Raw genomic sequence first — 13,171 nt, 5'->3', positions numbered from 1 at the left:
TATCTGCTTATCTTGCTTTGCGTACACCGTTGGCGCCGTCGATCATCGGCAGATCGAGACCCTGCTCGCGCGCGCATTCGATGGCGATGTCGTAGCCCGCATCGGCGTGGCGCATGACGCCGGTTGCCGGATCGTTGTGCAACACGCGCGCGATGCGCTCGTCGGCTTCGCGCGTGCCGTCGCAGACGATCACGACGCCCGCGTGCTGCGAGAAGCCCATGCCGACGCCGCCGCCGTGGTGAATCGAGACCCACGTCGCGCCGCTCGCCGTGTTCAGCAGCGCGTTGAGCAGCGGCCAGTCGGATACGGCATCGGAGCCGTCGCGCATGGCCTCCGTTTCGCGGTTCGGGCTTGCAACCGAGCCGGAATCGAGATGATCGCGGCCGATCACGACCGGCGCGGACAATTCGCCGTTGCGCACCATCTCGTTGAACGCGAGCGCGAGCTTCGCGCGCTGGCCGAGCCCGACCCAGCAGATCCGCGCCGGCAGCCCTTGAAAGCTGATGCGTTCGCGCGCCATGTCGAGCCAGCGATGCAGATGGGCGTCATCGGCGATGAGTTCCTTCACCTTGGCATCGGTCTTGTAGATATCTTCCGGATTGCCCGACAGCGCCGCCCAGCGGAACGGACCGACGCCGCGGCAAAACAGCGGGCGGATATACGCGGGCACGAAGCCCGGGAAATCGAACGCGTTATCGACGCCCTCGTCCTTCGCCATCTGACGGATATTGTTGCCGTAGTCGAAGGTCGGCACGCCTTGTTCGAGGAAGGCAAGCATCGCGCGCACGTGCACGGCCATCGACTGTTTGGCCGCCTTGACCGTCGCCGCCGGGTCGCTCTGCGCGCGGTCGCGGTATTGCGCCCAGCTCCAGCCCTGCGGCAGATAGCCGTTGAGCGGATCGTGCGCGCTCGTCTGGTCGGTCACGAGGTCCGGACGCACGCCGCGCCGCACGAGTTCGGGCAGCACATCCGCCGCGTTCGCGCACAGCGCTACTGAAACCGCGCGGCCTTCGGATGTGTAGCGCTGAATGCGCGCGAGGGCGTCGTCGAGATCGGTTGCCTGTTCATCGACGTAACGCGTCTTCAGACGGAAATCGATACGGCTCTGCTGACACTCGATGTTCAGGGAGCACGCGCCCGCGAGCGTCGCCGCGAGCGGCTGCGCGCCGCCCATGCCGCCGAGCCCGGCGGTCAGCACCCAGCGCCCTTTCAGATCGCCGCCGTAGTGTTGCCGCCCGGCCTCGACGAAGGTCTCGTACGTGCCCTGCACGATGCCCTGGCTGCCGATATAGATCCAGCTGCCCGCCGTCATCTGGCCGTACATGGCGAGGCCTTTCGCGTCGAGTTCGTTGAAGTGCTCCCAGTTGGCCCAGTGCGGCACCAGATTCGAATTGGCGATGAGCACGCGCGGCGCGTTTTCGTGCGTCCTGAACACGCCGACCGGCTTGCCCGACTGGATCAGCAGCGTCTCATCGGCTTCGAGGCGTTTCAGCGTCTCGACGATCTTGTCGTAGCACGCCCAGTCGCGCGCCGCACGGCCGATGCCGCCGTACACGACCAGTTCGTTCGGATTCTCGGCGACCTCGGGATCGAGATTGTTCATCAACATGCGCAGCGGCGCTTCGGTGAGCCAGCTTTTGGCGTTGAGCGTGGTGCCGCGCGGCGCGCGAATCTCGGTATCGCGGAAACGGGAAGATGAGGTCACGGAAAACTCCTGCGCATCAAGAAGTGAGAGGGCGAACGAACGCGGAAACCATCCGCGTCGAATGGTTTCAATCTTCTTGTATATACAACTTGCGTTGTATTAGGGAATTCCCGAGGCTGTCAATGCTGGCTCAAGGCAGTCTTGTATAGACAATGCGCGCTCAGGGCACGGGCAATCCGCTATCGCGCTTCAGTTCCCGCAGCGACAGCATCGATTCGACGGCGGTCACGCCCGGCAGCGTGCGTAGCACGTCGCGCATGAAGACGCCGTATTCGTCGAGATCGCGCGCGACGATCTGCAGCAGATAATCCGCCGTGCCGGAAATGTTGTGACACGACACGATGCGCTCGATGCCCTGAATCTCCCGCTCGAAGCGGTCGGACAGCGCGCGGTCGTGGACGCTGAAGCGCACTTGCGCGAACGCCACCACGCCAAGTTCGAGCGCCTTGCGCGAAAGAATCGCGCGATAGCCATCGATATAGCCGTCGCTTTCCAGCCGCTTGAGCCTGCGCGCGCACGGCGTTTCGCTCAGGCCGACGCGCTCGGCGAGTTTGGCGACGGGCATGCGCCCGTCCTGCTGGAGCGCGACGAGCATCGCGCGGTCGATACGGTCAAGTTCGGTCACGGCGTTTTCCCCTTTCATTTATCGATACTTTAGGGGAAAGCTGCATTAATCGACCTATACATGTCGATAAATGCCAGAAAACACCTCAGCCGAAATGGCACGATGATGCCTTCGAACAAGGAGCTTCATCATGGTTTCGGCACATTTGCTATGGGTTTTCATCGGCGCGCTGGCGGTCGTTTATGCGCTGCCGGGACCGGACATGGCGCTCGTGCTTCAGACCAGCGCGACGCGTGGTCTGAAGCACGGCGTGGTCGTCGCCGCCGGGCTTGCCAGTGCGCGCGCGACGCATGTCACGCTGTCCGCGCTCGGCGTCGCCGCATTTCTGCGCAGCGCGCCGTGGCTCTACGACGGCGTGCGCATCGCCGGCGGTCTGTATCTCGCGTACGTCGCGATTCAGATTTTCCGCTCGCCCGCGTTCGGGCTCGACGCGGCGCCCGGCCAGGCCACGGCATCGACGCTGCGTTCCGCATACGCAAAAGGCGTCCTGAGCAGCATTCTCAATCCGAAGGCGCTGCTCTTTTGTTCCGTGCTGCTGCCGCAGTTCGTTCGTCCCGAGGCGGGACCGGTGTGGTCGCAAGTGATCGAACTGGGCGTGGTGCTCGTCGTGATCGGCGTGATGTTCGATCTGACGCTGGCCGCCGGCGCCGTGCGAATTTCCGGCTGGCTGCGGCGTCATCCGAAGGCGCAGACGCTGCAACGCTGGACCTTCTCCGCCGCGCTGATGGCGTTCGCCGTGCGCCTGTCCCTCGACTGACCGCGCCCGCCGCCCGCCGCCCGCCGCCGCGATCAGGCTTCGAGCGGCTTCAGAAACAGCTCGTGCTTCGGCGCGAAATGCGCATAGAGCGGCAGAATCGCGCCGCCCATCGCGCGGGCGTCCGGGCCGATCTGACCTTCGACGAGACGCGGACGCGTCATGCCTTGCCAGTCGAAATCGGCGAGGGCGTCGTCGGTCCTGCGAATCACTTCGCGCAGCAGGTTCCGGTCGATTTCTCCGTCGATGACCACCGCTTCGAGATCGAGCAGCGCCGCCGACGATGCAATGCCCGTCGCAATCGCCGGACACGTCTTGTGCATCCACGCTTCCGCGAGCGGACGCAGTTCCGTCGACATCGCGCGCTCGTCGTGGGCAGCAGCGGCCGGCGCGCCCGCCGCGGCGAACGCCTTCTCAAGCACATACACCGACGCCGTATTGAGCAGTTGCGCCGCCCGCTTGCCGTTGCCGCGCCCGGCGAGCGGCAATGAGCCGATCGCGCCCGCATTGCCGCCCGGTCCGGCGTGCAGACGGCCGTCGATCACCAGACCGCCGCCGATGAACGTCCCGATAAACACATAGAGAAAGTTGCGCAGCCCGCGCCCCTGGCCCATCACGAGTTCGGCGGCGCAGGCGGCGGTCGTGTCCTTGGCGAATTCGACGGGCAGCGCCGTCATCGCCTGAATGCGCGCGCGGATGTCGATGTCGTTCCATGCGGCGAGCGCATCGGGCGGCGTGTCGAAGAAATCGCGCCAGCCGCCGAGCCACAGCGGCGCCGCGACGCCGATTCCCGCGATCCTGCGCGCGCCGTCGCCGAGCGCGCCGATAACGCGCGCGAGCCGCTCTTCCAGCGCGGGAAACAGCGTCTCCGGATCGGGATACGGATATTCGAGCGTCTCGCGGGTACGCACGCTGCCGGCGAAGTCCATCGACAACACGTCGAGACTGCGCCGCCCCACTTTCACGCCGATGGAAAACGCGCCGTCCGCGCGCAACGAAATAGGCACCGACGGCTGCCCGAGACGCCCGCGCACCCGCGTGCGCGGCTCTTTCGCGAGCAACCCGTCCTCGATCAGATGATCGACGATCAGCGAGACCGTCTGCATTGAAAGGCGCGTGAGACGTGCGACGTCGGCCTTGGGCAACGCGCCGTGCAGCCGGATCGCCTGCAGGACGATGCGCTCGTTGAACTGGCGCATGCCGAGCTGATTCGAGCCGACCGAGTGCGTCGAGGCCATCGACACCGGGCGTGCCGGTCGCTCAGGCATCGGTGCGGACCTTGCGGCGCAGGCGCGCGCGCAGGAAAGGATTCATCTGCTGCTCCCCGTTGGATTAAATCGAGTGCTTTTATTTAGTAAAGACGTCCGCACCGATTTTAGCAAGCGCGCATTCGCCGGCACCGTTCGCGCGATTCGCGGCGCGCGCGTGGTGGCATCGAATATTTTTCCGTATTTTTAGCCGGTTATGTTCGGCGCAAGCGCATCACGCCGATCCACTCACGCCTCTTTCAAAATGAGCACACTCGAAGCCCTTCACGCGATCGTGAACGATCAGACCGCGCCGCAAATCATTCGCGATCACATCGTGGATTCGTTGCAGTTCGCGCTGCGGAATCATCCCGGCTATTTCACGCGCAAGGAAATTCAATGGCTCGCGCAATGGGACGACACGCGCATTCCCATTGCGGCGGCAAAAGTGCTGAACGAGATGAAGCCGGCGTGAGACGCGGCGCTCAGTGCGTGCCCGACGCGCGCGCGTGCCAGTCGTAGTCGAACACGGTTGCCTGCGCCGGTTCCGACAGCGATTCGACGAAACTCACCGCTTCGGCATCTTTGAGGAAACTCGCGGCAGAGCTTGCCGTGAGGATGGCCGAGCTTTCCTGCGGCCGCGCGACGAGGAAACCCTGCACGTAGTCGACGCCGATTTCATGCAACGCGCGCAGCGTATCGACATCCTCGACCCACTCCGCGACGCTGCGCATGCCGAGATTGCGCGCAAGCGCGACGATCGCTTCGACGATCGCGATATCCGCCGGATGCGCGCACATCGAGCGCACGAATTCGCCGTCGATCTTGAGCGCATCGGCCGATAGCGCCTTCAGATATTTGAACGACGTGTAGCCCGCGCCGAAGTCGTCGAGCGCGATCTTGCCGCCCATGTCGTGCACGCGCGCGATGAAGCGCTGCGTGTTCTCCAGATCGTGCAGCGCGACGCTCTCGGTGATTTCCAGACAGAGGTAATGCACGATGGACTGATAGCGCCCGAAGAGCGCGAAGATGTCCTCCATGAACTGCTCGTCGTTGAGCGAGCCGCCCGAGAGGTTCACGCAGATGAACTGCGTGTTGGCAAGCTGATGCTGATGCGCCTCGATCCATTCGAGCAGCGTCGAGATGACCCAGCGGTCGATCGCCGCGATATTGCCCGATTCCTCCGCCGCGACGATCACCTTGCCTGCGGGCAGCGTCGCGCCGTCGGGCGCACGCATGCGCAGCAACACTTCGAAATTGAGCGATTCGGTCGGCGCCGAAAGCGACATGATCGGCTGCATCACGAGGAACAAGCCCGGCGGCAGACGATTACGCCCGAGCGTTTCGACGAGCTTCAGTTCCTCCGCGCGCTCCTCGAACGCGGCCGCGCCCTTGCGATACGTGACGAGATGCGTATGCGCGACTTTCTTCGCCTCGCGGCATGCGCGGTCGGCGTGCGAAAGCGCGTCCTGCACGCGCACGCCCTGCGAGCATTCGACGAGACCGATCGACGCCTTCACCTGAAACGCGCGATTGCCGACCTGATACGGCGCGTCCGAGAGAATGGAGATGAGTTCGCGGCATTGCGCGATGGCGTCTTCGATCGACGTGTCGTTCATCACGCAGACGAACTCGTCGCCGCCGATGCGCCCGACCGGATAGCTGCGCGCGAAATGCGCACGCGTGCGCGCCGCGACCTGGCGCAGCACTTCGTCGCCGCTGCGGTGGCCGAAGAGATCGTTGACCAGCTTGAAGCGGTCGAGATCGACATAGGCCAGCGCCCACGGCAGCGTTTCGTCGCTTTGCTGGGAAATGGCTTTTTCGATGCCGCGCCGATTCAGCGAGCCGGTGAGCGGATCATGCTCCGCGAGAAAGCGCAAGCGTTCGACGGCTTTGGACCGCTCGGTCGTGTCCTGCAGCGAGCCTTCGATCCAGCCGTTCGAGCGGATCGCCTTCAAAAGATAACGCCGCTCGCCCGTGTCGCGCTCGGACGAACCGCTCATTTCCAGTTCGCCGTCGCTGCCCTTCGACGCCAGCGCCTGCAGCGCGCCCCACGCGCCCGCCTCGAAGTAATCGTTCCAGTGACGCGCTTTGTAGTCGGCTTTCTTCAAATCGAGCATGGCGCGCAACGCGGGATTGGCGCGCACGAAGTGACCGTCAGAGTCGAGCGTGAAGAGACCGATCGGCGTGACTTCATAGGTGTTGCGCAATTCCATCTGCGCCTGACGGCGGAAATCGCGTTCGGCGCGCATCTGCTCGGCGATGGCGAACGCCGCCATCATGCTGGACGAAAGCGCGGCCATGACCGTGTTCACGCCGCCGACCAGCACCTTCAGGCCGAAGGCCGCACCGAGCACTTCCGAAAACGTGGCGAACAGCACGACGCCGAGCGACGCCACGTACCAGAGCACAGTGCGCGAGCGCGCCATCCACACGAGCCGCGCGAGGAAAAACACCAGTACGCAAATGCCGAATCCCGCGATGATCCACAGCGTCGGGATGAAATACGCATACGGCAACGCGAACGCCGCCGCGAGCAGCACGAAGCCGACATACTGAATGACGCGCAACAGCCAGCGATAGCCGACCACGCGCAGTTCGCGCCGGAAGAGTTGCTGGAACAGCGCGGCGGTCAACAGGTAGTAGGCGGCGAAGGTGAACTGGCGCAACGGCTGCATGAAATCCGACGGCAGCATGCGGCCGAGCCATTGCATGTCCCAGCCCATCGCGTTCGCGCACAGGCGCAGATTGCCGACGAGCCATACCGCGAAAATCACGTAAGTCCATTCGTGATTGATGAGCGCCGTGACGAACACGAATACCGCGAGCGTCAGCAAACCGCCCGCGATCAGCCCGGAGCTTTCCTGAAAATCGAGCGCGGAATTGCGCAGGCCCTGCCATTCCCACGCGAACGCGTTGATCTGCGCCGGCCCCGAAAACGTGCCGCGGCAAAGCACTTCTTCAGACTGATGGATGCGGCCGATCTGAATGGAAAAACCGGCTTTGACGACGCGCATTTCCCCGCTCACGCCTTCGCGATCCGCGCGTCCGAACGGCGCGAGCGTGCTCGCATTCCAGCAGGCAAGCGTTTGCGCATGGCGGGACGGCAATTCGACGACCGTCGACGAATCGGCGCTCATGCTGGGCGTGGTGAGGCTGAACCAGATCGGCTTTTCGGACAGATGCGTGCTGTAACGCGAGACGGGGGCGACATCGCGCAGCGCTTCGAGCGCATCGGCGGGATCGGCAATGTCGCCGCGGTCCGCGACGACGCGTAATGCGAGCGGCACCGCGCCGCGCGCTTCGTATTGGCGCGGCAGGAAATAAAGCGTCGCGAGCGTACCGAGCAAAATCAGGAACGGCACGGCATAAACCGCGATCGCGTAAATCGCGTCGTCGATCCACGAGCCCGTGCGTCTGAATCTCGATAAGGAAGCTGGAATAACCGACGCCATACCTGGAAAAACCCCCGTGTGCGCCCGCGCCCCAATGCGCCGACGCAAGCGGCGGCGGAGCCGGCGAAATATCCCCGGGCGCCACCGCTTTTTGGCCAACCGGACCGCTCCGTGGTCCGGTTTTTTCGCTATTACCTTCCTGGAAACAATCTAGCCCTTATCTGCCGTAAGCCATCATCGGAGCCTCCGGGCATCGTACCGGTTCCCAATCAAAAGATAAATCTACAGAATGCAAATCGATATCGGGGTGATGCGTGTGCACCATGTAATTGAAGAGCGGATGACGGGCTTCTTCCCAGCGTTGGCGCGCCGCGGCGACATCCTTCGCCAGCACGCGATGCGGCAGGCCGCCCACGTGTGACATCGGCAGGAATTCGCCGGCGCCGAAAACATCCTTGAAGAGCATCGCCTCATACTCCCGATCCAGCGGCGAACGCGCCGTGATCACCATGTAATCGATCTCGTGCATTTCGCAGAACATCCAGAGCGCCTTGCACAACGCCACTTTCACGACCCGTCCCATCATCCCGCCCGCGACGCCCAGACGCGTGGCTTCCGCGAGACGGCTCGCCGCCAGATGCTCGGGTAGACGCACCGACTGCTCGACCGCGAGCGCCGCATACGCATTCGTCTGGACGCGCATGGTGCCGAGCGGCGCGCCGTCGAGCCGCGATTCCGCCAGCAGCACGACCGTGCCGCGATCGCGGTCGGCGGATTCGATCGTCATCGTTTCGGCGAATTCGGGCAAATGCCGGCCATATGCGGAGCGGCGGATCGAGACGGCCTTTTGCAGCCCTTCATCATCACGGACGATACGAATAGTAAACGGCATCCGTTCCGATTTCTGAAGCGCGGGCACGACCGTGAGCGTGGGACGAACCGCCGATTCGGTTTGGTTGGCGGCGGCGGTGGCAAGGTTCGAACGTTCCATTTGTAAACCCCATTTTTTCTTGGCGATTGGAAAGACGCCGCGTGATAAGGAAATTTTTGGTTGATTCCTCACACGGCGTTTCGAGCCTCTCACGAAGTCAAATACCGGGGTGCGCGCTTGCCACTGTTTCTCAGCAACTTTCGGGCTATAAAAATGGAAGAAAGCTTCTAATCGACGAACCTATCGCCGCGTAGCCGCCGAAATCCGAAATATGCATATGTCGCACAGGAATATGCGGGCCGGAAAAGAGTGAAGGGAGACGAGGGCGAGCAGCCACCTGATACGCGAGAGGCTTTTCGAAGAATAGCCTTCGCAGAACGCTTGCGCCGCATCGTGTAAACGCTGGAAAAGACTAAAAAAAGGGGACACGGTAACGTTTGCGATTGCGCCGGATTCGCAGATTGTGCGAAACGCGGAAAATGCAAAAAGCGGGATTAATCGGGCGGCTGTTCGAGCGGGTTGGCAGTACGCATAAAAAACGGGCGCTCCAATTAAGGAGACACCCGTTTTTAGTAAGACATAATCAAATCGGCAAGATAAATTTACTTCCGCAAACGATAACGCAAGCAGAAATTCATTCGTCGTCGTCGAGCCAGGGAATATCCACGTCGGTGATAAAGGCGACCATCGCGAGCGGCCGCCCTTCCTGCCGCCCGAGATTGCCGTCGGCACGTTGCCATTCGCAGCGGAAAACCGTCGCGGGCGTATCGGCGAGCAGCGTCACCGTGCGGATTTCGTCCGGATCGTTTTCCTCGACCGGACCATCGAGCGAAATCAGCAATTGCTGCGGCCACACGCCGTCAGCGGGGTCGTAGATCTTGTCGCCATCGTGAATGACGACGTGCGCCTCGACGCCGATCGTCGCCGATGCCTCGACGATCATCTTGCCGAGCGCGCGCAGCACCGCGGTGGCGCGGCCCGAGTTGGCCTGACGGATCGCGAGATCGCCGCGCGTCAGCGCCTGCTCGAGTTTGGGATTGGTTTTCTGTTGCGCCATCTATCTCTCTCAAGGGTTGTTGCAACTTTCGACGAGTCGTGTGCGGTTTAAGTTGCAGGCGAATCTTAGCGCCGCAACAACAAAGATAGGTCGCGCGGGCGGCTGCGGCAAACCGGGCGACGCCTGAACCGCCGCGAAGGATGGCAGGCTCGCCCGCTCAAGTTTGCGCGCGACCGGCCGATATTGCGCTCATCCCCATAGAAACGCGTGACTGCCGTGCCGTCCATCGATCTGTGTGCCCCTCTCCGCGTTCGTCCGCCGGCGCGCGCGCTCCGTTCGCCGTCGCCGGGCGCCGCGCGGCCCGGGCCGCATCGCGTCGTCTGAACGTGGCGACCGCTCAGACGGATATCGTCGACGGCATCACGCTGCGCACGCATCTGCAGCCGATCTACAGCCTGCCGCATCAGCGCGAAGTCGGTTACGAGGCGCTGTTGCGCGGCGATGCGGGCGGCGGCACGCTCGTCGGACCGTTCGACCTGTTCGGGCGGGCCATCGTCGCGGGCAAGCTGATCGAACTCGACCGCATGAGCCACGTCACGCACCTGCACAACGCGGCGCCGTTGCTGCGGGACGCGCAGTGGCTCTTCGTCAACATCAATCCGGCGACCTTCACGCATCCGGGCTATGCCGCGCGGCTCGCGGCGACCGCGCGCGACGCGGGCCTCGCGCCGGAGCGTCTCGTGATCGAAGTGCTGGAATCCGGCGGCACGGACCTGGCCGAAATCTCGCGCGCGACGCATGCATTTCGCGCGCAGGGCTTTCTCGTCGCCGTGGACGACTTCGGCGCGGGACACTCCAATATCGACCGGTTGCTCACGCTCAAGCCGGATATCGTCAAGCTCGACCGCAGTCTCGTGCGCACGAAAAGTGCCCACATGCGCGACGCGCTGATGCCCAAACTCGTCGATTTGCTGCATGAATCGGGCATGTTCGTGGTCGCGGAAGGCATCGAGACCGGCGAGGATCTGATGCTCGCCGCGCGCTCGAACGTCGATTTCGTGCAGGGCTATCTGTTCGGTTTGCCGGCCGCGCGTCTCGCCGAGCGGGGCGCGGCCACGCCGCTGTTCGAAGACGTCTTCGATGCGCTCGCCCAGATGCGCCGCACCGAGCGCCTCGCGGGCGATCTGCTCCTTTTGCCGTATCGCTCGAAACTCACGCAAGCGGCGGCGCGCTTCACGGCGGGCGCGGCAACCGAAGCCGCCTGCGCCGATCTGCTCGCCCTGCCCTGCACGCTGAGTTGCTTTTTCCTCGATGAAGGCGGCCGCGAATGCATGCCGGGCCTGGCCGGCGCGGCCGCGAAGGCGCCGAGCGAGCGCTTTGCGCCGATTGCCGATCCCTCGACCGGGCGCTGGGACAACCGGCCTTATTTCGTCGATGCGCACGCCAATCCGCAACAGGTGATCACAAGCGCGCCGTATCTCTCCGTGACGGGCACGTCGCTGTGCGTGACGCTTACGATCGCCACGCAGCGCGCCGCCCGACCGGTTGTGATCGGCGCGGACCTCGATTGGCGCAGTTTGATCGAGGCGGCGCCCGCGATTTTCTGAGCGCCGTTACCGCCTTTCCTGTCTTTCAGGCCGCCACGCTCCCGAGCGTCTCCGCCAGCGCGGCCGCGCCCGCGCGCAGTGCCGCGACATTGCCCGGCTCGAAGGTCCAGTGCCCCGCCGCATTCACGACGGTCAGTTCCGCGCCGGGCCAGTGCGCCGCCAGATCGAGCGCCTGATCGGCCGGGCAGACCATGTCGAAGCGTCCGTGCACGATCCGGCAAGGCAGATGCGCAATCCGCCCGATGCGCGGCAGAAGCGGCGACGGCGGCAGTTCGTTCGCCATGTAGTGACGTTCGAGCAGCGCCATCGAAATGGCCGCGGCGTTGGCCTCCGCGCTCGGGCGCTTCTCTTCCTCGGACGGCTCCTTCTCCGGTTTGTTGACGACGGAGAGCGTCGTCTCATAGTGCGTCCAGGCGCGCGCGAGCCGCGTGCCGGCTTCATCGAAGCGTGCGAGCGGCGCCTCGGTCAGCGCCAGAATCTGCGGCGCGCTGGTCGGACGCGTGCCGCAAGCCGCTTCGATCGCATCGAGAAATGCGCGATGCGCCTCGGGAAAGACGCGGCGCACGTCCCAAAGGAACCAGTCGATGTCCTCGCGGCGCGCCAGAAAAACGCCACGCAGCAGAAATCCGAGGCAACGCTCCGGATGCGCGACGCCGTACGCAAGGCCGAGCGTCGTGCCCCACGAGCCGCCAAACAGCGCCCATCGCTCGATATTCAGCGCGACGCGCAGCTTCTCCATATCGCCAACGAGCGCATCGATGCCGTTATGCTCCAGCCTGCCGAAGGGCGTCGACTTGCCGCAGCCGCGCTGATCGAAGAACACGACGCGCCATTTGTCCTGCTCGAGCACCTCGGCCCATTTCAGGTTCATCGCGCCGCCGGGGCCGCCGTGCACGATCAGCATCGCGGGCGCGTCGCGCGGTCCCTGGGCGCGCCAGTAGATCGAATGACCGTCGCCTACGTCGAGCATGCCTTCGTCGAATTCTTTCGGCGATTGAGTTTCCATTGCACGGGTTCCTTGCCGGATGCGTTTCGCGGGAATCCATTGTTGCATCGCTCGCGCGAGTCCGCACGAGTCCGCATCACGCGCGCGCCGTGCGATCCGAAAGAGCGCGATTTTTGCGATACGTTATGCTTGCGGATTCCCGCCGTTTGTCGCACGTCCTTACTTCTCCGTCCTCTCACGATTTCGATGCGTCGCACTCTCGTCAAGTGGTTCTTTGCAACCTATCTGCTCGGCAGTGGCATTGTGTGGTCGATCCTGATCCTGCCGCTGTTCCCGTTCGTCGGCCGCAACGGACGCTATGGGCTCGCAAGGCTCTGGTGCCGCGCGATGGTCGTGATGATGCGCGTGATCACCGGCGTCACATGCTCGATCGAAGGGCTGGAGCATCTGCCGGACGGGCCGTGCATCATCCTGTCGCGGCATGAATCGACATGGGAAACGCTGTCGTTCATGGCGCTTTTTCCGCGCCGCATCAGCTTCGTGTTTAAGCACGAACTCATGAACATTCCGTTTTTCGGCTGGGTTTTGCGCGGGCTCGACATGGTGCATCTCGATCGCGGATCGATTCGCCAGGCGCATATGGCGGTGACGCGCGAATGCGCGGTGCGGCTGAAAAAAGGCGATGCGGTGGTGATTTTTCCGGAAGGCACGCGCGTCGCGCACGATGCGCCGCTCAAGCTCGCCTCAGGCGGCGTGCGCCTCGCCTGCGCGACCAAGGTGCCGGTCGTGCCGGTCGTGCACGACGCCGGCCGGGTCTGGCCCGCGAAGGGCTGGCCCGATCACGGCGGGCATATTCGCGTGATCGTCACGCCGTCTCTGCCGCTCGAATGCGAGATTCCGCAGGAATTGAACCGTCTCGCGCAGAAACAGATGGACGCGGCGCTGGCCGAACTGCGCTGAACGC

At 63.9% G+C, this 13,171-nt stretch carries 11 protein-coding genes; 4 read left to right on the top strand and 7 right to left on the bottom strand.

The features are described from left to right. Positions 1 to 7: 7 nt before the first annotated feature. Both hutU and BRPE64_RS15855 read right to left on the bottom strand, forming a co-directional pair. Positions 8 to 1,705: a urocanate hydratase gene (gene hutU / locus BRPE64_RS15860; protein WP_016354475.1), complete on the bottom strand. Its 1,698-nt coding sequence runs from the start codon at positions 1,703 to 1,705 to the stop codon at positions 8 to 10. A 160-nt stretch (positions 1,706 to 1,865) separates the two neighbouring features. Further along, the gene (locus BRPE64_RS15855) at positions 1,866 to 2,330 is read right to left on the bottom strand and encodes an Lrp/AsnC family transcriptional regulator (protein WP_044042685.1); all 465 of its coding nucleotides are present in this window, start codon (positions 2,328 to 2,330) and stop codon (positions 1,866 to 1,868) included. Positions 2,331 to 2,460: 130 nt separating this feature from the next. On the opposite strand from BRPE64_RS15855, the gene BRPE64_RS15850 reads away from it, so the two are divergent. Further along, positions 2,461 to 3,087, top strand: a complete 627-nt coding sequence (locus BRPE64_RS15850; RefSeq protein ID WP_016354473.1) for a LysE family translocator — start codon at positions 2,461 to 2,463, stop codon at positions 3,085 to 3,087. A gap of 32 nt (positions 3,088 to 3,119) precedes the next feature. On the opposite strand, the gene BRPE64_RS15845 is transcribed toward BRPE64_RS15850, so the two are convergent. Continuing rightward, complete coding sequence (locus BRPE64_RS15845) at positions 3,120 to 4,352, bottom strand: ROK family transcriptional regulator (RefSeq protein ID WP_051180440.1); 1,233 nt, start codon at positions 4,350 to 4,352, stop codon at positions 3,120 to 3,122. A 244-nt stretch (positions 4,353 to 4,596) separates the two neighbouring features. On the opposite strand from BRPE64_RS15845, the gene BRPE64_RS15840 reads away from it, so the two are divergent. Then, positions 4,597 to 4,806, top strand: coding sequence for a hypothetical protein (locus BRPE64_RS15840; protein ID WP_016354470.1), 210 nt, complete (start codon positions 4,597 to 4,599; stop codon positions 4,804 to 4,806). Between the two features lie 10 nt (positions 4,807 to 4,816). Here BRPE64_RS15840 and BRPE64_RS15835 read toward each other — a convergent pair whose 3' ends face one another. The 3 genes from BRPE64_RS15835 to BRPE64_RS15825 all read right to left on the bottom strand — a co-directional run bounded on the left by BRPE64_RS15835 (position 4,817) and on the right by BRPE64_RS15825 (position 9,714). Beyond that, on the bottom strand, positions 4,817 to 7,786 hold the full coding sequence (locus BRPE64_RS15835) for a putative bifunctional diguanylate cyclase/phosphodiesterase (RefSeq protein ID WP_016354469.1): 2,970 nt from the start codon (positions 7,784 to 7,786) through the stop codon (positions 4,817 to 4,819). Positions 7,787 to 7,943: 157 nt separating this feature from the next. After that, positions 7,944 to 8,717: an N-acyl amino acid synthase FeeM domain-containing protein gene (locus BRPE64_RS15830; protein WP_016354468.1), complete on the bottom strand. Its 774-nt coding sequence runs from the start codon at positions 8,715 to 8,717 to the stop codon at positions 7,944 to 7,946. 574 nt (positions 8,718 to 9,291) lie between these two features. Beyond that, a complete protein-coding gene (locus BRPE64_RS15825; protein WP_016354467.1) occupies positions 9,292 to 9,714 on the bottom strand; it encodes a hypothetical protein in 423 nt (140 codons plus the stop codon). 326 nt (positions 9,715 to 10,040) lie between these two features. On the opposite strand from BRPE64_RS15825, the gene BRPE64_RS15820 reads away from it, so the two are divergent. Beyond that, the gene (locus BRPE64_RS15820; protein WP_016354465.1) at positions 10,041 to 11,261 is read left to right on the top strand and encodes an EAL domain-containing protein; all 1,221 of its coding nucleotides are present in this window, start codon (positions 10,041 to 10,043) and stop codon (positions 11,259 to 11,261) included. 25 nt (positions 11,262 to 11,286) lie between these two features. Here the strand turns inward: BRPE64_RS15820 and pip are convergent, their stop codons facing one another. After that, a complete protein-coding gene (pip, locus tag BRPE64_RS15815) occupies positions 11,287 to 12,267 on the bottom strand; it encodes a prolyl aminopeptidase (RefSeq protein ID WP_044042289.1) in 981 nt (326 codons plus the stop codon). Positions 12,268 to 12,453: 186 nt separating this feature from the next. Here pip and BRPE64_RS15810 point away from each other — a divergent pair, with 186 nt between their 5' ends. Further along, complete coding sequence (locus tag BRPE64_RS15810; protein ID WP_016354463.1) at positions 12,454 to 13,167, top strand: lysophospholipid acyltransferase family protein; 714 nt, start codon at positions 12,454 to 12,456, stop codon at positions 13,165 to 13,167. Positions 13,168 to 13,171 lie beyond the last annotated feature (4 nt).

This window comes from Caballeronia insecticola, assembly GCF_000402035.1.
Taxonomy (GTDB): domain Bacteria; phylum Pseudomonadota; class Gammaproteobacteria; order Burkholderiales; family Burkholderiaceae; genus Caballeronia; species Caballeronia insecticola.
The sequence above is the reverse complement of the archived record's forward strand: the minus strand, read 5'-3'. Positions and strand labels throughout refer to the sequence as shown.

Bases quoted from the DNA above. Each gene is read 5' to 3' on its own strand.
- BRPE64_RS15850 (WP_016354473.1), top strand. From the start codon at position 2,461: ATGGTTTCGGCACATTTGCTATGGGTTTTCATCGGCGCGCTGGCGGTC.
- BRPE64_RS15845 (WP_051180440.1), bottom strand. From the start codon at position 4,352: ATGCCTGAGCGACCGGCACGCCCGGTGTCGATGGCCTCGACGCACTCG.
- BRPE64_RS15840 (WP_016354470.1), top strand. From the start codon at position 4,597: ATGAGCACACTCGAAGCCCTTCACGCGATCGTGAACGATCAGACCGCG.
- BRPE64_RS15835 (WP_016354469.1), bottom strand. From the start codon at position 7,786: ATGGCGTCGGTTATTCCAGCTTCCTTATCGAGATTCAGACGCACGGGC.
- BRPE64_RS15830 (WP_016354468.1), bottom strand. From the start codon at position 8,717: ATGGAACGTTCGAACCTTGCCACCGCCGCCGCCAACCAAACCGAATCG.
- BRPE64_RS15825 (WP_016354467.1), bottom strand. From the start codon at position 9,714: ATGGCGCAACAGAAAACCAATCCCAAACTCGAGCAGGCGCTGACGCGC.
- pip (WP_044042289.1), bottom strand. From the start codon at position 12,267: ATGGAAACTCAATCGCCGAAAGAATTCGACGAAGGCATGCTCGACGTA.
- BRPE64_RS15810 (WP_016354463.1), top strand. From the start codon at position 12,454: ATGCGTCGCACTCTCGTCAAGTGGTTCTTTGCAACCTATCTGCTCGGC.